This window comes from Paraburkholderia silvatlantica, assembly GCF_003096715.1.
GTDB classification, from domain to species: Bacteria; Pseudomonadota; Gammaproteobacteria; order Burkholderiales; family Burkholderiaceae; genus Paraburkholderia; species Paraburkholderia silvatlantica.
Map to the genome: position 1 here is coordinate 1 of NZ_QEOL01000024.1, position 26,029 is coordinate 26,029.

A 26,029-nucleotide genomic window follows, 5' to 3' on the forward strand; every position below is an offset into this window, starting at 1 on the left:
AGGCTACGACCGACGGAACGGCCGGTCCCGTCACCAACCTTGTGGGCGGGCGGGACAATGACACATACGACTTCACGTCGCACCATTACCGTCGTATCGACAATCACCCGCTTCAGGCTCGAAGTCTTGATGACGTTGGCACGTTTGGCCGCTTCGATCGTCTCGGCCAGCAATTCTTCAACGCCGGCTTCGCCCAGCCGCTTGCGCCAGCGCGTCAGGCTCGACGGATCAACCGGCGGCTTCGTCTGCAGGTACGTCTCGCCGGTGAACACCTGCCAATACGGATTCTCCAGCCATTGCCAGACCACGTCCTCGTCCGATAGGTCGAACGCGTGCTGCAAGTACAGCAGTCCTGCGATCAAACGCGGCGACGTTGCCGGTCGGCCGCGGTGCGACGCGAAGCTCTCGCTCATCGCCACATTCAACCGCTGCCAGTCAATCAGATCGGCAAGGCGAACCAATGGATGCTGCAAGTTGATCTGCTCGCGCAGCGGTTGGCGGAAGAAATCTCCCTCTGGCACCGGCGTCTTCGGACCCATCCACACCTCGTCGGAATTTGCAGGATTCACACATCAATATGCCAGGTCCCTGCAATTCCCACAACACCATTCCGACCTCGAAGCCTTACTGCATATGCCTTCGCGGATTGTTCAGGGCCGACTAGGTAGAGAGTATCAAACGCTGAGCAGTGGTAAAGGGCGAGCCTGTCCGGGGAATTGAAATAGATAAGCCAATGGAGTCGTTAATGATGTAAAGGTGTGAACCAAGGTGCGATTGCAGTATTTCACAGCGCTTTTGTTTTGATGTACCGACCGGGGCAGGCATTGCGCCTGCCTTCTTTTCGACGTATTCGAACCACCGCCAGTCCCCGTCAACAGTCCAGTCCAGGCGAACAGGGTCACTCCACATATCGCCTCGTTCCGTAGAGAAGTAGTTTTCCTCAATATAGTTAAACCACTCGTCAGTGCATGGCGTGGCAGTCGGTAGAGAGGGGATGTGCGTTGTTATTGTGAGATAACCAGGCAAAAGTACGGAAGTCAGTCCTATCAATACCTTATGTCGTCTATGCACGGGTTTACCTTTCCAGAACTGAATTGACCGTAGCACGGTACCATGGCATTTCGTGGATTATTCGAGGCAAGCGGCTTGCTGCATCAATTGCATTGACTTCCAATCAGGTTGGCGCAGATTTCACAACTGCCATCCCTGGTTTGAGATGGCAGAGTAAAAAACCGGACGGTATGACCGGCCGGTTTTTTAATACCTGATACCCGATTTCGCCCGACCTCGGCCTGGCGCATCCAGGACTCGATTACTGCCCGATGCCGATGAGCTCGATTTCGAACGTGAGGTCGCTGTTCGGCGGGATCGGGCCGACCGCGCGATCGCCGTAAGCGGTTGCCGCCGGGCAGGTCAGCTTCGCCTTGCCGCCGACCTTCATCTTCTGCACGCCTTGCGTCCAGCAGGGAATCACGCGATTGAGCGGGAAGGTCGCCGGGCCGCCGTGCTTGTCGGAGCTGTCGAATTCAGTGCCGTTCGCGAGCGTGCCGCGATAGTTCACGCGCACGACGTCGGTGGCGGTGGGTTGCGGACCGGTGCCTTGCTTGAGGTGTTCGACGACGACGCCCGACGGCAGCTTGTCGATGGCGTTGGCGGCGAATGCGGTCGTTGCAACGGTGGCAGCGGCGACCAGGGCAAGCAGTGATTTCATGAGATGTCCTCGTTAAATGGCAAATCGATTATATCGGGCGCGGCGCCCGGGTCCCGGTTCGTTGCCGGATGAGGGTTCAGGTGCTCGGCGCATGGCGTGTCGAATGACGGGGGATAGCCGGCGCCCCGACGCTTTGGCACGCGCGCGATGTCGATCTGCGGCATAGGCGACGCCACAATTTGCGAAGGCAGATGAAAAGGTGAGCTTCTACGGGACCCGCCGCGCCGCGCGTGCGGCGCACCATGCCTGCGCTCGCAGACCCTTGATTAGTCGGAGAACTTTACCCTGTCGGCGTTGCGCCGCGAGATTGCAGGCGGTGTATCGGTGAGCTTTTTCAGGAGATCGATCGGGCGAAGCGAAGGGTGAGACCGGTGCACGCGAGCCGCGCACCGGCCATGGCGTCCATGCATCAATTCGGCTTGCCGCTCGACGACCCGTTGCCGTCGCCCGATGCACCGGCGCGGCCAGTGCGCGGCTTGCCGCCTTGCGAAGCCGCCTTCGTCGAAGCGCCGCGCGCCTGCGCCCGCGTGCGATCGTTGTCGGTGGCGTCGTCGTCGTGATCGTCGCCGTACGTATGCCCTTCGACATCGTCGCCGCGCGCCATGCCCACGAGGAAATTGCGCTGCGGATTCGCCAGCTCGATGCCGCGTTCCGTGAAGCGCAGCAACACGCGCTTGTTGAACTCACGCTGCACGCCCCAGCGCGTCGAGTCCTTGCACTGAATCTGCCCGACGAGCGTCACGGCCGCGCCATCCACCTGATCGACGCCCCAGTACGCGAAGTCGCTGAGAATGCCGTCCTTGAACGCGTCTTCCTTGCGGATCTCGGCGCCGATATCCTTGAGCGTGTCGATGGCGCGCTGCAGATCCGCGCCATGCGCGATCTGCACCTTCACCGCCGCATTGCCGATGCCGCGATTCGTGTTGTTCACGGTCGTCACCGAACTGAACGGCACGGTGTAGAGCGAGCCGTCGCCGCCGCGCAGGCGCACGGTGCGGATCGAGAGAAACTCGACCGTGCCCGAGACGCCTGCCACCGTCACCCAGTCGCCCACCTGCATGGCATTTTCCGTCAACAGGAAGATGCCGGTGATGAAGTCTTGCACGAGCTTTTGCGAGCCAAAGCCGAGCGCCACGCCGAAGATACTCGCGCCCGCAATCAGCGGCGCGGTGTTCACGCCGAGTTGCGAGAGCGCGGTGAGCCCGACCACGACAAGGATCGAAACGAGCAGCGTGGTGCGGAACATCGGCAAGAGCGTGCGCAGGCGCGCGGCGCGCACGAAGTCGCCGGCGTCGGTCCACGCGTTCAGGCGCCGTTCGGCCGCGCCGTTCGCGAACTCCCAGATCGCGACAGCGGCGAAGACGGCGATCACGATAGTCAGGAGTGCAGAACCCAGCATATGCCCGATAGGTGCGAGCGCGAGAATGCGTGCGGGACGCAGGTCCCAGACGTGCAGCAGCAGGTCGAGCGTCACGATCCAGATCGCCGCGACGACGCAGCGACGCAGCGCAGGGTAATAGCGATACGCACGGCGCTGGCCGAAGCTCATCTTCTCCTGTTCCTCGCGCAACCCGAACACGCGGCTCAATGCGCCGAGCAACACGATCGCGCTCACGCGCGCGGCAAGCAGAACGACGAGCGAGAGTCCGCCCGCGCGCAGCAGCGCCGCGTAGCCGCCGCGCAGATCGAGCGCCCAGACGAACCAGAGCGCCAGGACCACGAAGAGCGCAACGCCGACCCAGATGTCGGCGAACCATTGCATGAACCAGGCATACGAGCCGTGGCGCGCGGCGGCGGCGCGCATGGCATCGGCGACGGGGCGGCGCAGTTGCAGGATGATCACGGCAAGCGCGAGGTGAACGACCAGCGTGACGACCTTCACGAGCGCGAGATGCGCGTCCTCGGTCATGCCGAGCGGCACCGCGCCGCCAAGCGCCCCGCCCACGCCGCCGATCACGACGACGCGCACGAGCCAGCGCTGCGCATAAGCGGCCCAGTCGTCGGGGAGCGGCACGAGGCGCAGCGCGGCCGCGCCGGGCGCGAACAGCAGCTTGCCGAACATCACGATCACGCGGCAGATCACATACGTATCGACGATCTGGCCCACGGCTTCGGCGGGCGCGGCGTCGTCGGGGCCGAACAGCGAAAGCACGCCCGCGGCGCACAGGCCGAAGGCGATCACGGGCACGACTTCGAGCAGCATCACGAGCAATGCGCCCGGCAGACGCTGCAACAGGCGCCAGTGATGCGCGCCGCGCAGCGCGTGGTATGCCTCTTTCGCGCGGTCGGCGGCGGTTTTTGGCGAGGCTCCGGCGTTGTCCCCGGCTTGCGCCGCGACCACGGTGGCGCGCGCCGCCGCGTTGGCGTTGGCGTTCGCATTGGGGCCTGCGTTCGGGTCGCTGTCCTTGTCGTCCTTGCCGTCGGCTGGCTCCATGCCCGCGGCCTCGCGCAGGGCGTCCTGTTCCGCGTCGGCCTTGGCATCGGCGGCTTTCGCCTGCGCGGCGAGCGCGACGCTCGTGCCCGTCGCTTCAGGCGTTTGCGGCTGCGGCGGGGGCGTGCCGCCTTGCGAGCGAGCGGCGTCCTCGCGCTGTTTCGCGGCCTGATGCGCGGCGATGGCGCGCTCAGGCGAGGCGACGACGCGGCGCAGCACGGTGGCGAGCGCGAGCGCGGGCACGAGCGTGAGCAGCAGCACACGCAGCAGCGCGAGCAGCAGCGCGTGGCCTTGCGGCGTGTTCAGATGGTCCTGCCACCAGTTGCGTGTGGACCAAAGGCCGAGCAGCGTCGCGAACGTATGGTTCAGATGCTGGCCGATCATGCGCGCGCCGTGCGCGGCGTGATCGGCGATCTGCACGACGAGACCGTTGGAGCGCAGCGCGCCCGCGAGCGGCGCCGAAGCGGGCGTGGCCGCCGCCGCGCCGGAGGCCGCGGCGGGTGCGCTGGCCGGCGCGCTCGCCGAGGCGGGCACGGCCAGCGCGCCGGCGGCGGCGATGGCGCGCAGCGTGTCTTCCATGTGGCCGCGCTGCACGGGATCGTCGAGAACCTGCAGGGCGGCTTGCGCCTGGGTGGGCGTGAGCGCCACAGGGGCGGCAGGGTTGGCGGCGTTGGCGTTAGTGGCGGGTGCCGCGGGCTGGGCGGGATGCGCCGGGCTCGCGCCGGGCTTGAGCGCTTCGGCGACGGCGGCCGGTGTAGCCGCCGTTGCACTCGACGCGCCGAGCGCCAGCGTCAGGCCGGCTGAAACGGCGAGGACGGAAACGAAAATATGCAGGCGCGCCGGGCGCGCAAACCGAAAGGCAGAAGAAAGGGACATCCTTGTCATTGGCTTACGGGTCGCGACTGCGGCGACCCTTCAGTGGCGGCGGAGGAAAAGACAGCGGAACGAAACGCGCGGCTGGAAGCGCGTTGGCGCGGCGCACAGCCTGTTGCCGCCCGATTCGTCGGTACGTTCGACGCACTGCCGCAATTTTGGTGCCCACTTTGTGCATGCGCGGGCCACATGGCGTTTGCGGAACCGCCAAAAACGGCGCGGCGCGCGAAACGTGAGTGCTGACTATGCCGGGAGTATGCCTCTTTTACCTGACGAACGCGGATGAGACGCGCACGCCGCGCCTCGATAAAAGGGACGCTTCAACGCGGTATCCGTTTCGCGGCCTACGCGGGTTTTGATCAGTGGCGCGTGCGCCCGGGCGAATGCTACCGTTGCACGGTCAACATTCAGGCCCGCCAGAGGCCGATGAGGAGAGCCATGAACAGCGTCAGCATGACCGGAGTGCGCAAGGGCAAACTGGGCCGCACGCAGTTGATCGTCGCCGCCACAATCGGCAATGCGCTCGAATTCTTCGATTTCACCGTCTACAGCTTCTTCGCGCTGACCATCGGCAAGCTGTTCTTTCCCACCATGTCGAGCTACGGGCAATTGCTCGCTTCGGTGGCGACGTTCGGCGTGGGCTTCGTGATGCGGCCGCTGGGCGGCGTCATGATCGGCGCTTATGCCGACCGCGCCGGACGCAAGCCTGCCATGACGCTCACCATCTTCATGATGGCACTGGGCTGCATGCTGATCGGCGTTGCGCCCACCTACGCGCAGATCGGCGTGGCTGCGCCCGTGTTGATCGTGTTCGCGCGTTTGCTGCAGGGGTTTTCCGCGGGCGGCGAAGTGGGCGCTTCCACCACGCTGCTGATCGAGGCGGGCACGCCCGCCAATCGCGGCCTGCTCGGCAGCTGGCAGTTCGCGAGCCAGGGGCTGGGCGTTTCGCTCGGCGCGCTGATGGCAGGACTCCTGACGACCTTCCTCGCGCCCGACACGCTGCTCGCCTGGGGCTGGCGCGTGCCTTTCCTCATGGGCGTGGCGATCGCACCGCTCGGCTTGTGGATTCGCCGGCGTCTGGACGAACAGTTGCCGGAGCCGGCGAGCGTGGAGCGCATGCCGGTGCTCGCCGTGCTGCGCGACCACTGGCGGCGCGCGGCGCTCGGCATCCTGCTGACGATCGGCTCCACGGTCACGGCCTATGTCGTTACGTTCTATATGCCGACGTATGCGATTCATGAACTGAAGGTGCCCGCACCCACGGCCTTGCTGGCGGGGCTCGTTTCCGGCGTCGCGACCTTTCTGGTGGCGCCGGTATCGGGCTTGCTCTGCGACCGGTTCAGCCGCCGCGCGCTGATCTTCTGGCCGCGCGTGGGCGTCCTGCTGTCGATCTACCCGGCGTTCCTCTGGCTCGCGAGCGGCCCCGACGCCACGCGTCTTTTGATCACCGTGGGCGGCCTGAGCGTGCTGCTCGCGCTACAGGCCGCGCCCTCCATCACGATGCTGCCCGAGATGTTCCCGCGCGCCGTGCGTGCGACGGGCATGGCGATCGTCTACGGCGTCGGCGTGGCGATTTTCGGCGGCTTCGCGCAGACCGTGGCCACGTGGCTCGTGAAGAACACGGGCAATTTGCTCGCGCCCGCGTGGTATGTCATGGCGTGCGTGGCGATCTCGTGCCTCGCGTTGCCGTTCATTCGCGACCTCACGGGCAAGCCGCTCGAGGATTGAGGCGAACAGGCCTTAGTGTTTCTGGCGCGCCGCTTCGAGATTCGAATCGAGCTGGCGCGCCAGGCCGTAAAGCATGCCGAGCGAGGGCGCCTCGATGCCCACGCGCTGCGCCAGTTCATATGGCGCGCCTAGCAGTGCTTCGACTTCGAGCGAGCGCTGCGCTTCCACGTCCTGCAGCATCGAAGTCTTGAACGCGCCCAGCTTGCGCGTGATCGCGTTGCGCGCCTCGATAGTCATCGCGAGGCGAATGCCGAGCGCTTCGCCAATCGCACGCGCTTCCGCCATGACCGCGCTCACGAGTTGCGCGGTGAGCGGGTCGTCGAGAATCACGTCGGCCGTCGAGCGTGTGAGCGCGCTGATGGGGTTCATCGTCATGTTGCCCCAGAGCTTCGCCCAGATATCGGCCTGGATCGGCGCGGCTTTCGTGACCTCGAAGCCGGCCCGCTCGAGCAGACCGCGCGCTTCCTGCGCGCGCGCGGCCATGTGCGCCGAGCCCTCTCCGACGATCAGATGATTGCCGCCGCCCTTGCGGATCACGCCCGGCCCCGCAATCGCCGACGACAGATGCACGACGCAGCCCGAAGCCTGCGCAGGCGGCAACGCCTGCGAGACGATACCGTGCGGATCGACCGCATCGAGCCGGCCGTTCGCATACGTGCCGCCGAATCCGTGAAGGAACCACCAGGGTACGCCGTTCATCGCCGAGACGATATGCGTGTGCGGGCCCACGAGCGGCGCGAGCGAAGCCGCCGACTGGGCGAGCGCCTGACCCTTCAGGCAAACGAACACGACGTCTTGCGCGCCGAGCGTTGCGGCGTCGCCGGTGGCGTTGACGGATTGCGTGTAGCGCGTGTCGCCTTCGACAATCGTCAGACCGTCGCGGCGAATCGCTTCCAGATGCGCGCCGCGTGCGAGCAGATTCACGGCGATGCCCGCGCGCGCAAGACGCGCCGCGATCAGTCCGCCGATCGCACCGCCGCCGACGACGGTGATCTTCTGATTCGGTGTGTTCAAACTTTCACTCCTGATATGACGGGTCGATGCGCGTGACACGACGGACCAGCGCGTCGAGCACGTTCTGGCCCGCGCCGTGTTCGGGCGAGAACTGCAAGGCGTCGCGCGTCGCGCGCTCGGTAATGGCGGGCGGGATCGGCAGCGTCTGGCCGCGCATCGAATCGGTCACGACCTGCACCTCGCACGCACGGTTGAGCGTCCACAACAGCGCAAAGGCATGTGCGAGGGTCACACCGTGCGAGAGCAGCCCGTGATTGCGCAGGATGAGCAGCCGCTTGTCGCCCATCGACTGCAGGATGCGCGATTTTTCTTCGGCGTGCACGGTGATGCCTTCGAAGTCGTGATACGCGACCATATCGTGCAACTGCGCCGAATAGAAGTTCGTATACGCCAGGCCGCCTTCCATGCACGCCACCGCGAGCCCTGCCGTGGTGTGCGTGTGCATCACGCAATGCGCGTCTGCCACGTTGGCATGGATCGCGCTGTGAATCACGAAGCCGGCCGGGTTGACCGGATACTCGCCCGGACTCAGGATATGGCCTTCGAGATCGATTTTGACGAGATTCGACGCCTTGATTTCGTCGTACGCGAGCCCGAACGAATTGATGAGGAAATGCTTGTGCGGCCCGGGCACGCGCAGCGTAATGTGATTGAAGATCAGCTCGGTCCAGCCCATGAGATGAAACACGCGATACACGGCGGCAAGCTGCACGCGCGCCGCCCATTCCGCGGGGTCGCACCATTCGGGGCGCGTGCGCTGAATGTTTTCATTCATGAAAGTCTCCTCATGGCGGGCTCCGGTCACGCCGATCCTACGCGCATATAAATGCGTGTGCAAGCATCAAATATTCATGAAATGCCCGCAGAAAAGGGCTTTTATCGATGCTATTCTGATGGCGTGGCCGCATTTCGCGGCCGGTGAAAGCCAGGCGGGAAGATCAATGACGGGGAAGTACAACATCGCGGAGCTGTTCACCTACCGGCTCCATGTGCTCAAGAAGCAGACCGACCGCACGATGGGCGACGCGTTCGAGGCAGCGCTTTCCCTGTCGCTCACCGAGGCGCGGCTGCTGCTCAGCGTGGGCGCGTTCGGATCGTTGTCGGTGTCGGATCTCGGGCGCGTGTCGAATCTCGATCGCAGCCAGGCGAGCCGCGCCACCGACGTGCTCGAACGCAAGGGTCTGCTCGTCAAGACCTCGAACGAGGCGGACGCGCGCGGCGTGCTCGTGGCGCTTACGGCGCAGGGGCGCAGCACCTGCCGGCGCGCCGCGGCCATCTCGAAGGCGACGAACGACGCGATTCTCGCCACGCTGAGCGAGCACGAGCGCGAGGTGCTGGCGAGCGTGCTGGCAAAGCTCGTCGAGAGCGGGGAAGCGGGCGAATGAAGCGCGCGCCGCGGCGACGGCGGCGCGCGCCTCTTCGGCGTTTCCGATCATCGGCACGAGCAGCGTTCGCGTGCCGGTGATCAGCGCACCTGATCAGATGAAATTGAAGCCGATGCCGCCCAGCGGGCCGTAATCGGCATGGAACGTATCGCCCGCGCGCGCTGGAATCGGGGCCGTGAATGCGCCGCTAAGGATCACGTCGCCGGCTTCGAGCCGCTCGTCGTGGCGCGCGATCCGGTTGGCGAGCCAGGCAACGCCGGTTGCCGGATGGTCGAGCACCGCGGCGGCCAGCCCGCTTTCCTCCACGGCGCCGTTCCTGTAGAGCAGCGCGCCGACCCAGCGCAGGTCCACGTCGAGCGGCTTCACCGGGCGGCCGCCCAGCACGACGCCCGCGTTGGCGGCGAAGTCGGAAATGGTGTCGAACACTTTGCGCGGCGCTTGAGTCTCGCGGTCGAACTGCTCGATGCGCGCGTCGATGATCTCGATGGCCGGCGTGACGTAGGCCGTTGCGTCGAGCACGTCGAAGAGCGTGACCCTGGGCCCTTGCAGCGGCCGGTTCAGCACGAACGCCAGTTCCACTTCCACACGCGGCGCGATGAAACGGTCGGCGCGAATCGCGCTGCCTGCGGGGATGAACATGCTGTCGAGCAGCGGCGCGTAGTCGGGCTCGTCGATCTGCGAGGCGCGCTGCATGGCGCGCGACGTAAGGCCGATTTTGCGGCCCCTGATCGTGTGGCCCGCGGCGAGCTTGAGCTTGACCCACTCGCGCTGGATCGCGTAGCCGTCGTCGATCGTCATGTCCGGATGCGACCGCGAAAAATGCCGCAGCGGCGTGCGCGTGCGTTCCGCTTCGTCGAGCTGTGCAGCCAGCTCGCAGACGGTTTGCTGATCTAGCATCATGAACTCGCGTCTTTGAGCCGGGCGTGCAGGTTGTTGTGCTTCCACGCGCCTTCCTCGCCGAACTCGACGATTTCGAGCGAGAGCGCGAGGCCGTGCGACGCGAAGGCGGGTGCGAAGTGCTGCTTGATCGCATCGAAGAGCGCATCGCCCGTCGCCCTGCGCACGGCCTGCGAGCGACCTGCGCCGATCTTCAGGCAGCCGTGCAGGAAGGCGTTCGCGGGATCGCCGTCGGCAACGAAGTAATGTTCGCAGCGCAGCGCGCGCGTGCGGATGCCGCCGCGTGGATAGACGCGCGCACCGTGCTCGTCGCGTTGTGCATCGAGCACGTGGGCAAGCGTTTCGCAGAGCCGGTCCACGCTGCTGGCATCCGCGAGGTTCGCGCTGTATTCGAGGGTGAGGTGGGGCATGGCGTTCTCCCGTGTTCAAGCCGGCAGCGGCGTGACCGGCAGGACAGCGTTGATCTGTCCGGTGCCGGAGCTGCCGAAATACGGCGTGACGATTTCCGCCCGGCCGTCGTAGCGGTCCCATCCCAGCGCGCCGAGCAGCATGGCGGTGTCGTGCATGCCGCCCTCTCCCCAGCACTTTTCGTTGTACATCGGCAGCATGCCGCAGAAGGTTTTCCAGTCGCCGCGCTCCCACATTGCGACGACGTTGCGATCGGTCGCTTCGAGAAACGGGTCCCAGACCTTGTGCATGAAGGCTTCGGCTGTGCCGTTGTTGGCGAAGCGGTGGCTGAGCGACCCGCTCGCGAGTATCGCCACCGTGCCTTCGTAGCGCTCTTCGATCGCGCGGCGCACGGCGAGGCCAAAGCGCGCGCTCGTGGCGAGGTCGTGCCACATGCACCAGCCCGCCACCGAAACCGTGCGGAAATGTTCGTCGCCGTTCATATAGCGCATGGGTACGAGCGTGCCGTATTCGAGGTCGAGCGTCGTTTCGCTATGCGCGCGCGTCTTGACGTCCATTGCGTTCGCGACATCGGCAATCAGATGACCAAGCTGCGGATTGCCAGGATACGCATACGGCATGTTCCTGATGAAATGCGGCAGTTCGTTGCTCGTGTAGACGCCTTCGAAGCGCGGCGCACAGTTGATGTGATACTCGCTGTTCACGAGCCAGTGCACATCGAACACGACGATCGTATCGACGCCCAGTTCGCGGCAGCGGCGGCCGATTTCGCGATGGCCGTCGATGGCTGCCTGGCGGCAGCCCTTGTGGGGGCCGTCCAGTTCCGAGAGGTACAGCGAAGGCACGTGCGTCACCTTGGCTGCCAGCGCGAGTTTGCCCATTACACGCCCCAGTGCGGAATGTGATGCGAGCCGAGCGAAACGCACACGTTCTTCGGCTCGAGGAACACTTCGTAGCTCCATCTGCCGCCTTCGCGGCCCACGCCCGAAGCCTTCGTGCCGCCGAACGGCTGGCGCAGGTCGCGCACGTTCTGGCTGTTGACGAAGCACATGCCCGCTTCGACGGCGGCGGCCACGCGCAACGCGCGGCCGGTGTTCTCGGTCCACACGTAGCTGGACAGACCGTAGGCTATGTCGTTGGAAAGGCGGATCGCGTGCGCTTCGTCGTCGAAGGGAATCAGGCAGGCAACGGGGCCGAAGATTTCTTCCTGCGCAATGCGCATGCGGTTGTCGACATCGACGAACACGGTCGGCTGAACGAAGTTTCCCTTCTTCACGGCGCCGGGCAGCGCGGGCGCGTCGAGGCCGCCGCACGCGAGCGTTGCACCTTCCTTCGGCCCGAGTTCGATATAGCTGCGCACCTTCGCGAGATGGCCCTGGCTGATCATCGGACCGACGAGGGTTGTCTCGTCGAGCGGATCGCCGACGCTGATGCGCTTCGCGCGCTCGACGAAGCGCTCGGCGAACTTCGCATAGATCGAACGCTGCACGAGAATGCGCGAGCCGGCCGTGCAGCGCTCGCCGTTGTTCGAGAAGATCATGAACACGGCGGCGTCGAGCGCGCGCTCGAAATCGGCGTCGTCGAAGATCACGAACGGCGACTTGCCGCCCAGCTCCATCGAGAACTTCTTGAGGCCCGCGGCCTGCACGATGCGGTTGCCCGTCGCCGTCGAGCCCGTGAACGAGACCGCGCGCACGTCGGGGTGCGCGACAAGCGGCTCGCCCGCTTCCTTGCCATAGCCGTGCACGATATTGAGCACGCCCGCCGGAATGCCCGCGTCGAGCGCGAGCTGGCCGAGCATCGAGGCCGTGAGCGGCGATAGCTCGCTCATCTTCAGCACGGCAGTATTGCCGAACGCGAGGCAGGGCGCGACCTTCCACGTGGCGGTCATGAACGGCACGTTCCAGGGCGAGATGAGCGCACACACGCCCACGGGATGAAATAGCGTGTAGTTCAAGTGCGTGGAGGTGGGGTAGGTGTGGCCGTCCACGGCGGTGCAGACTTCGGCGAAGTAGCTGAAGTTGTCGGCGGCGCGCGGCACGAGTTGCTTGCCGGTTTGCGAAATGGTCTGGCCCGTGTCCTTCGTTTCGGCCTGCGCGATTTCGGGCACGTGCTTCGCGATCAGCTCGCCGAGCTTGCGAATCGCCTTCGCGCGCTCGGCGGCGGGTGTGGCTGCCCAGGCGGGGAACGCGTCTTTCGCGGCGCGCACCGCGAGATCGGCTTCCTCCGCGCCGCCGCGCGCCACTTCCGCGAGTACGTCCTGGTTCGCCGGATTCACGGTTTCGAAGTAGTCGCGCCCGCTGTGCGCGCGGCCATTGATGAGATGGTCGATTCGCATGTCTAACGTAGTCCGTGTTCGGTTCGTTGGCTGGTCAGCGCCCGTAGTCGGCGTCGCTCGCGATGGTGTTGACGAGACGGCCCAGCCCGTCGATCTCGCACACCACCTCGTCGCCCGCATTCACGTTGACGACGCCTTCGGGCGTGCCGGTCAGAATGACGTCGCCGGGGGCGAGCGTCATGAAACCGCTCAAATACTCGATGAGTTCGGCGACGCCGGTGACGAAATCGCGCGTGTTGCCGTTCTGCTTGAGTTCGCCGTTCACGTAAGTGCGCAGGCCGAGCGCGTCGACGTCTGCGACGTCGGCGGCGTCGACGAACCAGGGGCCCAGCACAGTGCCGCCGTCGCGGTTCTTCACGCGCAGGTTCGGGCGGTAGTAGTTCTCCAGATAGTCGCGGATCGCATAGTCGTTCGCGATCGTGTAGCCGGCCACGTACTGCATGGCGTCCTCGCGTTTCACGTTCTGCGCGGTGCGGCCGATCACGACGGCAAGCTCGCACTCGTAGTGCATGAAGGCGACGCCGGCGGGGCGGCGCGTGGTGCCGCGATGGCCGACCACGCTGCCCGGCCCCTTGAGGAACACGAGCGGCTCTTCCTGCTTCGAGAATTGCAGCTCCGTGGCGTGCCCGGCGTAATTGAGCCCGAGTGCGAAGATCGTGCCGGGCTCGAAAGGCGCGAGCCAGACGACTTCGTGCTCCTCGCGCACGCGCCCGTCGGCGAGCCGCACGCGTGTTCCTTCCGGCGTGGCTTCGTGGATGGCGCCTGCATAGGCAACGCGTGCGCGCATCATGCTCGTGCTCCCTGCGCCACGCCTGCCGCGACGAATTCGATTTCGAGCGGTGCCCAGTCTCCAATGGAGATCGCCGCACGCGCACCTGCCTGAACCACGGGCGCGCCGTGTGGCACGCCGAGCGTGATGACGTCGCCGGGGGCGAGCGTCATGAAGTCGGTGACGTCGGCGAGCAACTGGGCGACGCCGCGAACGCTCGTGGCCGTCGTTGCGTGGAAGGCCGCGCCGCCCTCGACGTTCACCGTGATGGCAAGCCGGTCGGGATCGGCCACATGGCGGCGCGCGACCACGGCAGGGCCGACTACGCAGAAGCTGTCGCGCGCGCGAAACCTCACCGATGGGCGATAGACGCTCGCGTGCGGCACGCTCAGATCGGCCACGAGCGTATACCCCGCAACGTAATCGAACGCTTCGTGTGCGCTGACGCGCGCGGCGGTCCGTCCAATCACGACGCCGAGCGACGCGCCGACCTCAACGCCCTCGCTGCCGGGCACGACCACGCGCGCGTGGTGGCCCGCGAGCGTATTGCGCGGCTTCAGGTAGAGAACCGGCGCGCGCGGCGGCGCTTTGTAAGGGAGCGCGTTCATGGCGTCGCCCAGCGCTTCGAGCGCGTGGCGGTCGTTGAGCAGCGTGCCGTAGACGGCGCCGCTCACAGGCGCCCGGCAACGCGCGCCCGTGGCGAGCAGCCCGCCCATGGCGGCGGCGCTGACGTCGCGCGGCAATGCCTCGCCTTCGACGTGCAGCAGATGATCGGCAACGGAAAACATGGCCTGGGGGCTTCACGGAAACACTAATATGTGAGTGATAGTGCGCTTGCTATCATCCATCGTCAATCGTCGATGAGAATTTTTCGGGTTTCCCCTGGGCCCGCTATTCATGTGAACGCGCCCAGGGCCGTCCAGTTCGTCGAATTCTTCGTTTAGCTGAAACCGCCATGTCCGATACTTCGCGTCCGACCACTCGCGTTGCGCACCGCAACCTGCCCATGCTGCTGCTGCGCGCGCGCGAAAAGATGATGGAACGCTTTCGCCCGCTCATCACGTCGCACGGCCTCACCGAGCAGCAGTGGCGCGTGATCCGCGCGCTCAACGAAAGCGGCCCGCTCGAGCCGCGGCAGATTTCCGATCTGTGCACGATATCCAGCCCGAGCATGGCGGGCGTACTCGCGCGCATGGAGGCGCTCGGACTCGTGACGAAGGAGCGTTTCGCCGACGACCAGCGGCGCGTGCTCGTCTCGCTCACGAAGAAGAGCCATCACCTCGTGAAAGTGATTTCGAAGGAACTGGAGGCGCGCTATAAGGCGCTGGAAGCGCAGGTTGGGCCAGAGGTGGTCGAGCGTGTGTATCGCGCGATCGACGATCTGCTCGCCGGGCTGGAGGCGTGAGCGTGGCGCGCGCCTTCGGGCGCGCTCGCGGGCAAAGGTGAGGCTTTTCGGGAGCGGTCCGCGCGGCTCGTTCGGACCGCGCAGGAGGGCCTCGCGCGACTACGCGAGCGAAGCGAACGCCTCGTCGAGTTCGGCGGCGTTTTGCGGACGCACCACGCGCGCGACCTCGACGCCGTCGCGCAGGAAAACGAGCGTGGGCCAGAGCTTCACGCGAAACGAGCGGCCTAGCGCGCGGCCCGGTCCATCTTCCACTTGCAGGCGACGCACCTGCGGATTGCGCTCGAACGCCGCGCCGATCAGCGGTTGCGCGCCCTGGCAATAGCCGCACCAGTCGGTGCCGAATTCGACGACGGCGGCCCCGCTGAGCGAGTCGATTTCCTTGCGGGCGGGCGCATTCGTTGCGTAGCTCATCGTGTGATTCCTCGTATTGGCATCTGCAGACATTCACGTACGATACCGCATCGCGCGGCATCGTTCAGGCTTCGCATTGGGCGCCCGCATGGACGTTCGCATGAACGTTCGCATGAACGTTCGCGCGAGAGGTGAGGCTTTTCGGGAGTGAGCCGGTATGCACGTGATCACGCACCTTGAATGGAATGGCGCAAGCGCGTGGATTATGCCGTCAAGAGAAAAAGTACCTTGAAAACAAGGGCGAAACGCAAAACCGGCGCGTGATGCGGTGAGCGTGAACCGATCGGTGGATGCACTCGAAGCGGCGTGAATCCACGCATCGACGCACAAAGGTGAGCGTTTGCGGGAGAGGCTGGAGCGTGCCGTCGGCAATCCCGTGAAGCGAGGCGACGAACCTGACGATCCATCGTGCGAAATCCACATTAGCCTTGAATTCAAGGCATTTTTTAGTCGCCGGGCGTGACGAAGCGACAAGCCGCCGCGCAGGCGGCCTCGGCGCACGGGCGGCAAAGGTGAGAAGATTCGGGAGTGCACCTGGCGTTGGCCTTCGCGCTGCCGGGCTTCGAATAGACGCCTGCACCCGATGGGTATATAACATTGAAAAGTGCGGGATTCTTCTGACTACTGCTCACCAAGGGAGATTGACTTCATCATGACGAGCGACGACAAGCAAAAGCAGGACGCTCAAAAGCCTGGCGCCGGTTCATCGCAACCGGATCTGGAGAGTCTGAACGCCGCCTTCAGCCACGTCGACGAAGGCGTGAAATCCGGCAAGATCGCGGCGGGCGCGGCCAAGGGCCTCGTCTTCAGCCTGGTGGAAACGCTGGGCGCGCTGGTGGGCGACCCCGACCTGCCGCAACACGCGCGTTCGGGCTACGAAGGGTTGCTCGAAGCCGCGCGCGAGTTGCGCGCCAAGCTGGAGCACTAATCGTTCTAGAAGCGTGCGGGCGGCTCTGCCGGGTCGGCAGCCGCACGCTCACGCAGCCAGAAGGGCGGCCGCGAGGCCGTCCGGCGCTGCGCCGATGCGGAGTTCCGGCGTGCCGTGCCAGTCCGCGCAACGCTGCAGCGCCCGGCGCAAGTCGGCCACGAGACGGCCGCTCGCGCGCACGCCGGGCTCCAGATGCAGCGACTTCACCTCGAACACCTGCTGTGCCCGATGCGCCTTTGCGTCGATGCGCCCGACAAGCCGCCCGCGATTCAAGATCGGCAGTACGAAGTAACCGTATTTGCGCTTTGCAGCCGGCACATAGCATTCCATGGCGTAATCGAAATCGAACAACGCGAGCGCTCGCTTGCGGTCCCACACTACCGGATCGAAGGGCGAGAGCAGGGTCGTGACCGTGGAGGCGAGCTTCCCGCTCGCCGCTTCGTCGATGAGCGCCGCGTGCTCGCGATGCACGAACGCGTCGTGCTTCCAGCCTTCCACGCGCACGGGCAGCAACTCGCCCGCGTCGGCGAGCGCGTGCAGGGCATCGGCATAGGGGCGGCGCGGCAGGCGGAAGTAGTCGGCCGCCCAGTCCGCGCGGATCACGCCGAGCGCGCGGCAGGAACGCAGGAGCAACTCGCGTTCCGCTTCGGCGCGCGGGGGCAGGTCGCGCGCGTCGTTCCAGTGCGGCAGCACACGCTCGGCCACGTCGTACACACGCTGGAAGTTGTGCCGCGCGGCCACCATGAGCGCGCCGGTTGCGAACAGCACTTCCAGATGCCGCTTCTCCGGCTTCCAGTCCCACCAGCCGCTGCCTTTCGCGCCCTCGGCGCGCGCGAAGTCGGCGGAACGCACGGCGCCCTCGGCGCGAATGCGCTCGAGCAGCGCGTCGATTTCGTCGCGGTACTGGTCGTGCCACGCGGCCGCGTATTTCCAGCCCATGCCGGAAGGATCGAGCATGCGATGGCGCAGCAGCCCGTAGTCCTCGATCGGCAGGAAGCAGGCTTCGTGCGCCCAGTATTCGAACAGGCGCCCTTGCGCGAGGTGCGCGTCGAGCCACGCCGGCTCGAACGCGCCAATGCGGCTGAACAGCACGAAATAGGGACTGCGCGCGACCACGTGGATCGTGTCGATCTGCAACTGCGCCATCCGGCGGATCGCTTCGAGCACGTCGTCCTGGGTCGCCTTGCGGCGCGGCGGCGCGAGCAGCCCCTGCGCCGCGAGATGCAGCGTGCGCGCCGCCGCGAGCGGCAGAACTAGCGAGGAACTGGCTTCGGCAACCGTGGGTGCTTCTGCAACCTCCGCAGCGCGCTCACGCATGGACGCCCGCAACCGTCGTCACCGGGCGCAGCGCAGCGAGCCGTTGATGGATCTGCGCGACCACGGCCGCGCCTTCGCCCACCGCCGCGGCCACGCGCTTGGTCGAGCCCGCGCGCGCGTCGCCGATCGCGTAGACGCCTTCCACCGAAGTCGCGAGGCTGCACGACTCGTTATCGCCGGTCAGCACGAAGCCATGCGGGTCGAGCTTCACGCCGCATGCCCGCAGCCAGCCGGTGTTCGGGTCCGCGCCCGTGAAGAGGAACAGATGGCGCGCATCGAAATGGTCGACGCCCTCCGGACACGGCGCCTTCAGACGCACCGCGGCGAGGCCGCTGTTGTCTTCGTCGAGGCCGCCGATCTCGCTGTGCCCATGCACGCGCACGTTCGGGAGCGAGGCGATACGGTCGATCAGATAGCGCGACATCGTCGATTCGAAACCGGCCTTGCGGATCAGCACGTCGATCTGGCGCGCGTGGGTGGAAAGATAGACGATCGCCTGGCCCGCCGAATTGCCGCCGCCAACGAGCACGATGTTTTCGTGCTTGCAAAGCTTCGCCTCGACCGGCGAGGCCCAGTAGTAAATGCCGCGCCCCGTGTAGCGATCGATGCCCTCGATCGCGGGCTTGCGGTACACGGCGCCGCTCGCGATCACGACCGTATGCGCGCGCACATCGCCGCTGCAGGTTTCGAGCCGGCGCGGTTCTTCATCGCAGATCAGCCTGCGCACCGAGACAGGAATGGCCACATGTGCGCCGAACTTCTGCGCCTGCACGAACGCGCGGCCTGCGAGTGCCTGGCCGGAGATGCCCGTGGGAAAGCCCAGATAGTTTTCGATACGCGAGCTGGCGCCTGCCTGGCCGCCGGGCGCGCGCGAGTCGAGCACGATGACCGAAAGGCCTTCGGAAGCGGCATAGACCGCAGTGGCGAGACCGGCCGGCCCCGCGCCCACCACGGCGACGTCGTAGACGCGCTCGCCGTCCAGCTCGGGCAGGATGCCCAGACGCGTCGCCAGTTCGGGCGCACTGGGTTGGCGCAGCACAGACCCGTCGGGGCAGATCACGAGCGGCAGGTCCTCGCAGCGCGCGGCGAAACGCTCGACGATGCAGAGCATGCCTTCGTCGCGCTCGTCGAGCACCGAATACGGATGGCCGTTGCGCGAGAGGAAGCCTTGCAGCGAAACGAGCGCGGGATCGTCGTGCTTGCCCACGAGAATCGGGCCGCCCGCGCCCTTTTCGATCAGCGAGACGCGGCGCAGGATCAGCGCGCGCACGATGCGCTCGCCGAGTTCGGCTTCGGCGACGATGGCCGCGCGCAGCTGCTCGGGCGGAATCAGGATCGCATCGACGGGTTCGAGCGCCATGCCGTCCACGAGCGCCGGGCCGCCCGAAAGCTGGCCCACTTCGGCGAGGAAATGCCCGCGCCCATGCTCGACGATGAGCCGCTCGCGGCCCAGCCCGTCGCGCTGGAACACTTTGACGGAACCGGAGAGCAGCACGAACATGCCGGGCCCGGTTTCGCCCGTGCGAAAGAGCCGCTCGCCCGGCGCCCAGTGGCGCTGCTCGCCGAAGCGCGCAAGGCGCGCGATTTCGTCGTCGGTGAGCTCGGGGAACATCTGGTGGCGCCGCGTGGAGAGCGTCGAGAACGGCGCTTCGGCGGGTTGCGGCTGCGTGTCGGAGTGGCGGCTCGCGGAAGGAAGTTCCGCGGATTCCGGAACCTCGGCTTCGGTGATCGTGCCCATCTGGCGGTTCTCCTCGTGCGGGCGGCTCGGGAGCGGGCCGCCCGGATCAGACAGCTTTAGGCGTGATGTTGACCGGGACGTCGGCGTGGGCGTGCACCTGGAGCGACTCGAGCGCGCGGCCTGCATCGCGCCATGCATCGAGACCGCCGAGGAGCGGCACCACATCGGTAAAGCCGGCCTCGGCGAGCTTCTTCGCCATCCAGGCCGCGGAAATTTCATTAGGGCACGAGCAGTAGATCACGAGCTTCTGGTCATTCGGATACTTGCCGACGATCTCCTCGAGCTTGCGCTCGTCGGCGAACAACGCGCCCGGAATGATGTACGGATCGAGCTTGCGCTTCTCTTCTGACCGGATGTCGAAGACGACTGGCGGCGGCTTGGCACCCATTGCGCGGTAAAGGTCTTCCACCGTGATGCGCGCGTTCGCGAGCTTCTTGATGAGCTGGCGGCGGCGCTGCCAGCGGTAGGTCGCGTAGAGCACGAGCAGCACGACCACCACCACGAGGGCGAAGCGGCCAAGGCGGCTTGCGCCGGCGAGCATCATGTCGATCTGCGGCGCGAACATCACGCCGACGAGCAGGCCGGTGCCGGACCACAGCGCCGCGCCAATGCCGTCGAAGCCGACGAACTGGCGGTAGGGCACGCCCATCGCGCCGGCCAACGGTACGGAAACGAGCGACAGCCCCGGCACGAACTTGGCGACGGCGAGCACCCGCACGCCCCAGCGGCCGAAAAAGCGCTCGGTTTTTTTCACGCAGGTGTCGCGCGAGAGCGAGAGCTTGCAGAGCGTCTTGAGCGTGTTGCCGCCGTAGAGGCGCCCGGCCATGAACCACACGCTGTCGCCGATCAGCATGGCGAAGATGGCGAGCCCGAGCACCGGCGCGACCTGCTGGCCGATCGAACCGGGATGCATGGCCGCCATCGCGCCGAACAACACGAGCGCGGGCATCGCGGGCACGGGCAGCCCGAGCGATCCGGCGAGCACATTGATGAACACCAGCGCAGGCCCGTATTGCGCGATGAGGTCATGTAGCATCGGCTTACTTCCCTTGCGCCGTCAGGCGAGCAACGGCAAAGACAGGAGGGTAACGTAAAGATTATGGACGCATTTCGAAGGCGTGCAAGCGACCCCCTGCATGCGCGTGAGAATGCCTGCCGAGTGGGGCAGGCATATGAAAAAAGCGCCGGATTGAAAAGAGAAACGCGAGCCGGAAACGCGAGACGAGCGCGCGATGAGTGGAAAACGACAGAACGCGGCACGGGAGACTGCGCGTGCCGCGTTCGTGCCGCCGGTTCCCGTGCGCTTAACGCGTGTGTGACTCCCCGGGCAACTCGGCACCTTGTGCGCGAATGGCCGCGATCAGCTCGGCCGGCGTGATTTCGTAACGCACTTCGCGATGGATGCCCGGCTTGCGCTCGTCGACTTCGACCAGCAAGAGGCTTTTGCCGTCGGCCGCCGATTCGAGGCGCAGTGAACGCAGTTCGCGTCCGGTCGCGTCGTCATGCTCGGTGAGCAGGGTCATGTTTCCGGAAGACCCGGTCGTGCGCATTGATGTTGTCCTCGTGCGTTGGGTGGTCGAGCCATTGTACGGGGTCGGCTGCGCGGCGTGTTCATGCAAGTGAGCGCCGACACACACAGCGAGATCGCTGTGGCGCGACCCTGGCCAGCCAGTGTAACGCGACTCGCCGCCGCAACGCCCGTTTTTGCGCGCCCTGCAACGGGCCATGCGAAATGCGTTGCGCGTTGCCCCGCTGTCATGGTTGCGAAGCAAAGCGATGCCAGGCGTCAGGTGTGCGCGGCAGAAAAAACGGCCCACCCGGGCAGGCCGGGCGAGCCGTTGAAACGCCGTTGTTACTCGGATCAGCAAACCGTGGTACGGCTTGCTGACGGTTTTCATGGTGCCGCCCGCGCGCTGCACTGTCGAGATGGGACTAACGCCGATCTCTCAGACCAATAGACAGCAAGACAGCAGACAGCAACTCGACTGCGCTTGCGGCGAGGCGTGAGCGCCGGTCGTTATGCCGCGACGTCCTCGGCCGCTTCGGCAAGATCGACACTCTGGCGGCGCGCCGGGATGCGAGCGAGCTTCGAGCGCTTGGCCGCCTCGGCGCCGGCCACGGTAAACAGGCGCACGGCCTCGTCGAGCACGTCGGCCTGCTCGGCCAGCCGCTGCGCCGTGGCGGCGGCCTGCTCGACGAGCGCGGCGTTCTGCTGCGTGGCGCTGTCCAGATGCGCGACGGCCTGATTGACCTGGCGGATGCCTTCGGCCTGCTCGCCGCTTGCGTTCGCGACCTCGGTGATGATCGACGAGACGCGGGTCACGGCTTCGTCGATCGAGCGCATCTGCGCAGTCGTGTTGCCGACGAGGCGCGTGCCCTCGGCGATCTCGTTGACGCTGGCGTCCACGACCTGCTTGATCTCCCTGGCCGACGCCGCGCAGCGCTGCGCGAGCATGCGCACCTCGCCCGCCACCACGGCGAACGAGCGGCCGGCCTCGCCCGCGCGCGCGGCTTCGACGGCGGCGTTGAGCGCGAGGATATTGGTCTGGAACGCGATGCCGTCGATCACGCCGGTGATGTCGCTGATGCGGCGCGACGCGTCGGTGATGCCCGTCATCGTGCGCTCCATCTGCGCGGCGATCGAACCGCCCTCGGCGGCGGCGGACTGCGCGTCGCGCGCGAGATCGAGCGCGCGGGCGCTGGCTTCGGCGTTGGCCTGCACGGTGGCCGTGAGCTGATCCATCGTGGCCGCGGTTTCTTCGAGCGACGCGGCTTGCATCTCGGTGCGGCGCGCGAGATCGAGATTGCCGCTCGAGATTTCGTGCGCGGCGTCGAGCATGCCGTCGATCTGCGAGCGCACGTCGAACACGATTGCCGTGAGATTGGCCTGCAACTGGTTGAGCGCCTGGAGCACGTCGCCGAGATCGTCGTTCGCGGCGACCGCAAGCGTGGCCGTGAGGTCGCCCGCGGCCATGCGCGTGGAGGCCGTGGTCATCTGCGCGAGCGGCGCGCCGAGGTGGCGTGTGGTGAGACGCCAGGCGCCGAGCGCACACACGCAGGCGGCGCCGAACGCGCCCCAGAACGGCAGCGGCGGCAGGCCCTGCCAGGCGGCGAAGCCGGCCGCGGCGAACACGGCGGGCACGGCGCCATAGCCGAACGCGATACGCGTGGCGATCGGCACGCGCAGGACCGCCTGCAGCGCGCCCGCGAGGCCCGTGCGCACCACCGAGCCGTGACGCAGCCGCACGCCTTGCAGACGGCCCTCGCGCATTTGCGCGTAGAAGGCTTCGGCCGTACGGATTTCCTCGCGCGTGGGCTTCACGCGCACGCTCAGATAGCCGACCACCGTGCCTTGCTCGGAGACGGGCGTTACGTTCGCGCGTACCCAGTAGTGGTCGCCGGACTTGCGGCGGTTCTTGACGATCGCGGTCCAGGGACGGCCTTCGCGAACGGTCTCCCACAAGTCGGCGAATGCTTCGGCCGGCATGTCGGGATGGCGAATGATGTTATGTGCCTTGCCGATCAGTTCTTCTTTCGCAAAGCCGGACACCGCGACGAACGCAGGATTGCAGTATTGAATGCGGCCCTTGAGGTCGGTGGCCGAGACGAGCATCTGCGAAGCGGGATAGTCGAATTCCTGTTGCGTGACGGGTTGATTGTTGCGCATGAGATTCCTTCGATGGGGCCGCTTGAGACCCAACAACACAGCAAGGCATAACGGCATTTCCCTTACAAACTTTAGGGATATGTGCATTCCCGGAGCGCGTGAGGCGATCTGCGCGCAGCGAGAAAATCCGTTGTGCGATCAATGGATTGGCGCGGATGTTGGGGGGTGTATGCACAGACTTTTCCCCGTTTTCTGTGGACAAGTCCAGTGCCTCCAAAACGTGCAACTTCTCTGTCGCGTGGCGCATTGGTGTTTGCGATCAGGGACTTAGGTTCGCTGTCCAGAAGTTGTGCACAGGGCTGCCAACAAAATCTGTGGAAAAGGTGCGTACGTTTCGACGCGCTGCGAGACTGCGTTGCCGCGATTGGGATCGCCCTGGGTTAACCGAAACGCATCAAGGACTTGATACGGTCTTCCAAGGGTTACGCACAGGGCTGCCAACACAATGTGTGGACAAGTCATGGCGCGCGCAACGGTTCGTGTTGCCAACCAATCCGGCCTCGAAGCGATTGGGCGCACTCGCGCAGCAATTGCGCGTTACCTCGATATCGCGGCCGGTGTCGCTAAAACGCCAATATCAATTGAAAGAAAATGAGACGTGTGTAATGATATCGATTCTCATTACCGCGGATATTTCCGCGGCCAAACAACTAGACCAGCCAGCCTAGCGTCGTTTCCCTCGGTCCTTTCGGGGCGGCCCAGCCAGCCAATCGACCCGCGTCGTCCGCGCCAGTTCTCCGCGAGTCGCACGGTTGGGTCATCCGCCATGTACAGGGACCTCATGTTGAACCGGACGCCGCTCGCGAGTGCGCTCGCGCTGACCTTTGCCGTGCCTTTCGCTTCGTCTGCACTCGCCCAGAGCGAGCCTGCCGCCGCCACGGCGGCAAGCGCCGCGAACGCCGCCACGCTGCCCACGATCTCCGTATCCGGCCAGAGCGAAGCGCAGGACTTCCAGGCGGAGCGCTCGACCGTCGGCGCGAAAACGCCCACCGCGCTGCGCGACATTCCGCAGTCGGTCACGGTGATCAACAAGGCCGTGATGCAGTCGCAGGGCGCCACATCGTTCCAGGATGCATTGCGCAACGCGCCCGGCATCACCATCGGCGGTGCGGAAGGCGGCCAGATCGGCAACAACATCAACCTGCGCGGCTTCACGGCGCAAAACGACATTTACCTCGACGGCTTTCGCGACCGCAACCAGTACTACCGCGACACCTTCGACCTCGAATCGATCGAGGTGCTCTACGGCCCCTCGTCGATGCTGTTCGGCCGCGGCTCCACGGGCGGCGTCATCAACCAGGTCACGAAGCAGGCGAACCTCAAGCCGCTCACCGAAGTGTCGACCACCATCGGAACCGACGATCGCTATCGCGCGACGCTCGACGTGAACCGTCCGCTCGGCGATCACGCTGCATTTCGTCTGAATGCGTTCGGCCAGTCGATGGGCTCGACGCGCGACGTGATGAAAAACAAGGACTACGGTTTCGCGCCCGAGTTGCGCTTCGGCATCGGCACGCCGACCGAGGTCACGATCTCGGCGCTGATCCAGCACAACTACGACATGCCGGACTACGGCGTGCAGGCGATCAACGGCCGACCGTTCGCGCCTTCGAAGCGCACGTTCTACGGTTTGACCGACGACCGCACGATCCAGGACGTACAGACGGTTCAGGCGCGCGTGGATCACCGTTTCAACGACCAGTTCAAGATCACCAACCAGACGCAGTTTTCGCACTCGCTCACGGACGCGCGCGAGACCGCGCCCGGCGCAGTGCTGACGGGCCCGCTTTCCTCGAGTACGGCGCTCAAGAACGGCAACTTCACGAACCTGCCGCTCCAGGATCTTTACATCAAGCTGGCGAGCCACGATCGCGTGATCGAGAACCACTCGATCTACAACGATACGATGGCGCAATACAAGTTCACCACGGGCCTCCTGAGGCACGAGATGCTCGCGGGCATCGAGGTGGGCCACGACAGCTACACGAATCAGGCCTCCACGCGCAACAACCTGCCGATTCTCTCGCTGCTCAACCCGGTCTATATTTCGACACCTTCGAACGTCACGACCACGGTGGGCAATCACGCGGAGTCGGGCGCGACCACGCTCGCTGCGTACTTCAACGAAACCATGTCGATTGGCGAGCACTGGAAGCTCATTGGCGGCGTGCGTTGGGATCGCTTCCAGGCGCATATCGCCAACACGATCAGCGCGCCGGCATACGCGGATCAGACCAACACGTTCACGAGCGTGCGCGCGGGGGCGATTTATCAGCCGACCGACTGGCAGTCGTATTACTTCTCCTACGGCACGTCGTTCAATCCGTCGCTCGAAGCGCTCACGGTCACGAACAACACGCAAAATCTCTCGCCGGAACATACGAAGTCGTATGAAGTCGGCGCGAAGTGGGACCTGCTGGGCGGCAATCTTTCGGTGACGTCGGCATTCTTCCAGCAAGAGATGGACAACGCGCGCACGCAAACTTCGACGGGCGAGTACACACTCGAAGGCGATATTCGCGTGCGCGGCTTCCAGGCGGGCGCGACGGGCCACATTACCGACAAGTGGCAGGTGTTCGCCGGCTACACCTACATGGACGGTGTGATCCTCAAGGCGCTCGACGGCACCCAGGGCAATACGCCGGCGAATACGCCGCGCAATACCTTCACGCTGTGGACCACGTATGCACTGACGCCTCATTGGGAAATCGGCGGCGGGCCGACCTATATGTCGGCGCGTTACGCAGCGAACACGAACTACGTGGAAACCGGTGGCTACACCCGTTGGGACGCAACGGCCGCGTACCACGAGAAGAAGTGGGACGTGCGGCTCAATCTGCTGAATCTGACCAACAAGTTCTACTACGACGCCCTCATCCCGTCGGACGGCGGGCGGTCGGTGCCGGGTATCGGCCGCACGTTCCTCGCGACGGTCGATTACCGGTTCTGACAACCGGGTGTCATGCGTGCGCCGGGCATTTTTTGCGTGCCATCGCGCGAAGCCCACAT

General features: G+C 65.5%; 23 protein-coding genes. 5 read left to right on the plus strand and 18 right to left on the minus strand.

What is annotated here, in order from left to right:
• The 4 genes from C7411_RS27135 to C7411_RS27145 form a co-directional block, all read right to left on the minus strand.
• On the minus strand, positions 1 to 539 hold a 539-nt coding region (locus C7411_RS27135), incomplete at its 3' end, for a transposase (protein ID WP_243413366.1).
• A gap of 773 nt (positions 540 to 1,312) precedes the next feature.
• A complete protein-coding gene (locus C7411_RS27140; RefSeq protein WP_110387111.1) occupies positions 1,313 to 1,711 on the minus strand; it encodes an FKBP-type peptidyl-prolyl cis-trans isomerase in 399 nt (132 codons plus the stop codon).
• Entirely contained in the window at positions 1,708 to 1,875 is a 168-nt protein-coding gene (locus C7411_RS37650) for a hypothetical protein (protein ID WP_165822901.1), read from the minus strand. Before C7411_RS37650 ends, C7411_RS27140 begins: the two co-directional genes overlap by 4 nt.
• 245 nt (positions 1,876 to 2,120) lie before the next feature.
• Positions 2,121 to 5,018 (minus strand): mechanosensitive ion channel family protein, encoded by a 2,898-nt coding sequence (locus tag C7411_RS27145; RefSeq protein WP_243413367.1) that lies wholly within the window; start codon positions 5,016 to 5,018, stop codon positions 2,121 to 2,123.
• A gap of 435 nt (positions 5,019 to 5,453) precedes the next feature.
• Between C7411_RS27145 and C7411_RS27150 the strand changes: the two genes are divergently transcribed.
• Positions 5,454 to 6,743 (plus strand): MFS transporter, encoded by a 1,290-nt coding sequence (locus C7411_RS27150; protein WP_243413368.1) that lies wholly within the window; start codon positions 5,454 to 5,456, stop codon positions 6,741 to 6,743.
• Positions 6,744 to 6,755: 12 nt separating this feature from the next.
• Here C7411_RS27150 and C7411_RS27155 read toward each other — a convergent pair whose 3' ends face one another.
• Together C7411_RS27155 and C7411_RS27160 are read right to left on the minus strand one after the other, a co-directional pair.
• The gene (locus C7411_RS27155) at positions 6,756 to 7,757 is read right to left on the minus strand and encodes a 2-dehydropantoate 2-reductase (RefSeq protein ID WP_221207141.1); all 1,002 of its coding nucleotides are present in this window, start codon (positions 7,755 to 7,757) and stop codon (positions 6,756 to 6,758) included.
• Positions 7,758 to 7,761: 4 nt separating this feature from the next.
• On the minus strand, positions 7,762 to 8,532 hold the full coding sequence (locus C7411_RS27160) for a class II aldolase/adducin family protein (protein WP_110387112.1): 771 nt from the start codon (positions 8,530 to 8,532) through the stop codon (positions 7,762 to 7,764).
• A 166-nt stretch (positions 8,533 to 8,698) separates the two neighbouring features.
• On the opposite strand from C7411_RS27160, the gene C7411_RS27165 reads away from it, so the two are divergent.
• Positions 8,699 to 9,142, plus strand: a complete 444-nt coding sequence (locus C7411_RS27165; RefSeq protein ID WP_110387113.1) for a MarR family winged helix-turn-helix transcriptional regulator — start codon at positions 8,699 to 8,701, stop codon at positions 9,140 to 9,142.
• A gap of 93 nt (positions 9,143 to 9,235) precedes the next feature.
• On the opposite strand, the gene hpaH is transcribed toward C7411_RS27165, so the two are convergent.
• Genes hpaH through C7411_RS27195 form a run of 6 tightly spaced genes read right to left on the minus strand, consistent with a single transcriptional unit; the run spans position 9,236 to position 14,342 of the window.
• Complete coding sequence (hpaH, locus tag C7411_RS27170; RefSeq protein WP_110387114.1) at positions 9,236 to 10,039, minus strand: 2-oxo-hept-4-ene-1,7-dioate hydratase; 804 nt, start codon at positions 10,037 to 10,039, stop codon at positions 9,236 to 9,238.
• Positions 10,039 to 10,449 carry a 5-carboxymethyl-2-hydroxymuconate Delta-isomerase gene (locus tag C7411_RS27175; RefSeq protein ID WP_110387115.1) on the minus strand — a complete coding sequence of 137 codons (411 nt, stop codon included), beginning with the start codon at positions 10,447 to 10,449 and terminating at the stop codon, positions 10,039 to 10,041. The genes hpaH and C7411_RS27175 overlap by 1 nt, the downstream gene beginning before the upstream one ends.
• Before the next feature lie 15 nt (positions 10,450 to 10,464).
• Positions 10,465 to 11,328 (minus strand): 3,4-dihydroxyphenylacetate 2,3-dioxygenase, encoded by an 864-nt coding sequence (gene hpaD / locus C7411_RS27180; protein WP_110387116.1) that lies wholly within the window; start codon positions 11,326 to 11,328, stop codon positions 10,465 to 10,467.
• Positions 11,328 to 12,785 carry a 5-carboxymethyl-2-hydroxymuconate semialdehyde dehydrogenase gene (hpaE, locus tag C7411_RS27185; protein WP_110387117.1) on the minus strand — a complete coding sequence of 486 codons (1,458 nt, stop codon included), beginning with the start codon at positions 12,783 to 12,785 and terminating at the stop codon, positions 11,328 to 11,330. Before hpaE ends, hpaD begins: the two co-directional genes overlap by 1 nt.
• Positions 12,786 to 12,819: 34 nt before the next feature.
• On the minus strand, positions 12,820 to 13,575 hold the full coding sequence (locus C7411_RS27190) for a fumarylacetoacetate hydrolase family protein (protein ID WP_110387118.1): 756 nt from the start codon (positions 13,573 to 13,575) through the stop codon (positions 12,820 to 12,822).
• Positions 13,572 to 14,342 (minus strand): fumarylacetoacetate hydrolase family protein, encoded by a 771-nt coding sequence (locus C7411_RS27195; RefSeq protein WP_110387119.1) that lies wholly within the window; start codon positions 14,340 to 14,342, stop codon positions 13,572 to 13,574. The genes C7411_RS27190 and C7411_RS27195 overlap by 4 nt, the downstream gene beginning before the upstream one ends.
• Before the next feature lie 218 nt (positions 14,343 to 14,560).
• Here C7411_RS27195 and hpaR point away from each other — a divergent pair, with 218 nt between their 5' ends.
• A complete protein-coding gene (gene hpaR, locus C7411_RS27200) occupies positions 14,561 to 14,959 on the plus strand; it encodes a homoprotocatechuate degradation operon regulator HpaR (protein ID WP_110387220.1) in 399 nt (132 codons plus the stop codon).
• Positions 14,960 to 15,058: 99 nt separating this feature from the next.
• Here hpaR and C7411_RS27205 read toward each other — a convergent pair whose 3' ends face one another.
• Positions 15,059 to 15,370 (minus strand): thioredoxin family protein, encoded by a 312-nt coding sequence (locus C7411_RS27205; RefSeq protein WP_110387120.1) that lies wholly within the window; start codon positions 15,368 to 15,370, stop codon positions 15,059 to 15,061.
• Positions 15,371 to 16,022: 652 nt separating this feature from the next.
• Here C7411_RS27205 and C7411_RS27210 point away from each other — a divergent pair.
• Positions 16,023 to 16,298, plus strand: a complete 276-nt coding sequence (locus tag C7411_RS27210; protein WP_028207911.1) for a hypothetical protein — start codon at positions 16,023 to 16,025, stop codon at positions 16,296 to 16,298.
• A 48-nt stretch (positions 16,299 to 16,346) separates the two neighbouring features.
• Here the strand turns inward: C7411_RS27210 and C7411_RS27215 are convergent, their stop codons facing one another.
• The 5 genes from C7411_RS27215 to C7411_RS27235 all read right to left on the minus strand — a co-directional run bounded on the left by C7411_RS27215 (position 16,347) and on the right by C7411_RS27235 (position 23,020).
• On the minus strand, positions 16,347 to 17,615 hold the full coding sequence (locus C7411_RS27215; protein WP_110387121.1) for a winged helix-turn-helix domain-containing protein: 1,269 nt from the start codon (positions 17,613 to 17,615) through the stop codon (positions 16,347 to 16,349).
• Positions 17,608 to 19,353: an FAD-dependent oxidoreductase gene (locus C7411_RS27220; RefSeq protein WP_110387122.1), complete on the minus strand. Its 1,746-nt coding sequence runs from the start codon at positions 19,351 to 19,353 to the stop codon at positions 17,608 to 17,610. Before C7411_RS27220 ends, C7411_RS27215 begins: the two co-directional genes overlap by 8 nt.
• A 46-nt stretch (positions 19,354 to 19,399) precedes the next feature.
• Positions 19,400 to 20,389: a DedA family protein/thiosulfate sulfurtransferase GlpE gene (locus C7411_RS27225; RefSeq protein ID WP_110387123.1), complete on the minus strand. Its 990-nt coding sequence runs from the start codon at positions 20,387 to 20,389 to the stop codon at positions 19,400 to 19,402.
• 268 nt (positions 20,390 to 20,657) lie between these two features.
• Entirely contained in the window at positions 20,658 to 20,903 is a 246-nt protein-coding gene (locus C7411_RS27230; RefSeq protein WP_028207914.1) for a hypothetical protein, read from the minus strand.
• A 467-nt stretch (positions 20,904 to 21,370) separates the two neighbouring features.
• Positions 21,371 to 23,020 (minus strand): methyl-accepting chemotaxis protein, encoded by a 1,650-nt coding sequence (locus tag C7411_RS27235; protein ID WP_110387124.1) that lies wholly within the window; start codon positions 23,018 to 23,020, stop codon positions 21,371 to 21,373.
• A 781-nt stretch (positions 23,021 to 23,801) separates the two neighbouring features.
• Here C7411_RS27235 and C7411_RS27240 point away from each other — a divergent pair.
• Positions 23,802 to 25,970: a TonB-dependent receptor gene (locus tag C7411_RS27240; RefSeq protein ID WP_110387125.1), complete on the plus strand. Its 2,169-nt coding sequence runs from the start codon at positions 23,802 to 23,804 to the stop codon at positions 25,968 to 25,970.
• Positions 25,971 to 26,029 lie beyond the last annotated feature (59 nt).

What these genes read in the sequence shown, in the direction of transcription:
- C7411_RS27140 (WP_110387111.1), bottom strand. Translation starts at nt 1,711, where the DNA reads ATGAAATCACTGCTTGCCCTGGTCGCCGCTGCCACCGTTGCAACGACC.
- C7411_RS37650 (WP_165822901.1), bottom strand. Translation starts at nt 1,875, where the DNA reads ATGCCGCAGATCGACATCGCGCGCGTGCCAAAGCGTCGGGGCGCCGGC.
- C7411_RS27145 (WP_243413367.1), bottom strand. Translation starts at nt 5,018, where the DNA reads ATGTCCCTTTCTTCTGCCTTTCGGTTTGCGCGCCCGGCGCGCCTGCAT.
- C7411_RS27150 (WP_243413368.1), top strand. Translation starts at nt 5,454, where the DNA reads ATGAACAGCGTCAGCATGACCGGAGTGCGCAAGGGCAAACTGGGCCGC.
- C7411_RS27160 (WP_110387112.1), bottom strand. Translation starts at nt 8,532, where the DNA reads ATGAATGAAAACATTCAGCGCACGCGCCCCGAATGGTGCGACCCCGCG.
- C7411_RS27165 (WP_110387113.1), top strand. Translation starts at nt 8,699, where the DNA reads ATGACGGGGAAGTACAACATCGCGGAGCTGTTCACCTACCGGCTCCAT.
- hpaH (WP_110387114.1), bottom strand. Translation starts at nt 10,039, where the DNA reads ATGCTAGATCAGCAAACCGTCTGCGAGCTGGCTGCACAGCTCGACGAA.
- C7411_RS27175 (WP_110387115.1), bottom strand. Translation starts at nt 10,449, where the DNA reads ATGCCCCACCTCACCCTCGAATACAGCGCGAACCTCGCGGATGCCAGC.
- hpaD (WP_110387116.1), bottom strand. Translation starts at nt 11,328, where the DNA reads ATGGGCAAACTCGCGCTGGCAGCCAAGGTGACGCACGTGCCTTCGCTG.
- hpaE (WP_110387117.1), bottom strand. Translation starts at nt 12,785, where the DNA reads ATGCGAATCGACCATCTCATCAATGGCCGCGCGCACAGCGGGCGCGAC.
- C7411_RS27190 (WP_110387118.1), bottom strand. Translation starts at nt 13,575, where the DNA reads ATGATGCGCGCACGCGTTGCCTATGCAGGCGCCATCCACGAAGCCACG.
- C7411_RS27195 (WP_110387119.1), bottom strand. Translation starts at nt 14,342, where the DNA reads ATGTTTTCCGTTGCCGATCATCTGCTGCACGTCGAAGGCGAGGCATTG.
- hpaR (WP_110387220.1), top strand. Translation starts at nt 14,561, where the DNA reads ATGCTGCTGCTGCGCGCGCGCGAAAAGATGATGGAACGCTTTCGCCCG.
- C7411_RS27205 (WP_110387120.1), bottom strand. Translation starts at nt 15,370, where the DNA reads ATGAGCTACGCAACGAATGCGCCCGCCCGCAAGGAAATCGACTCGCTC.
- C7411_RS27210 (WP_028207911.1), top strand. Translation starts at nt 16,023, where the DNA reads ATGACGAGCGACGACAAGCAAAAGCAGGACGCTCAAAAGCCTGGCGCC.
- C7411_RS27215 (WP_110387121.1), bottom strand. Translation starts at nt 17,615, where the DNA reads ATGCGTGAGCGCGCTGCGGAGGTTGCAGAAGCACCCACGGTTGCCGAA.
- C7411_RS27220 (WP_110387122.1), bottom strand. Translation starts at nt 19,353, where the DNA reads ATGGGCACGATCACCGAAGCCGAGGTTCCGGAATCCGCGGAACTTCCT.
- C7411_RS27225 (WP_110387123.1), bottom strand. Translation starts at nt 20,389, where the DNA reads ATGCTACATGACCTCATCGCGCAATACGGGCCTGCGCTGGTGTTCATC.
- C7411_RS27230 (WP_028207914.1), bottom strand. Translation starts at nt 20,903, where the DNA reads ATGCGCACGACCGGGTCTTCCGGAAACATGACCCTGCTCACCGAGCAT.
- C7411_RS27235 (WP_110387124.1), bottom strand. Translation starts at nt 23,020, where the DNA reads ATGCGCAACAATCAACCCGTCACGCAACAGGAATTCGACTATCCCGCT.
- C7411_RS27240 (WP_110387125.1), top strand. Translation starts at nt 23,802, where the DNA reads ATGTTGAACCGGACGCCGCTCGCGAGTGCGCTCGCGCTGACCTTTGCC.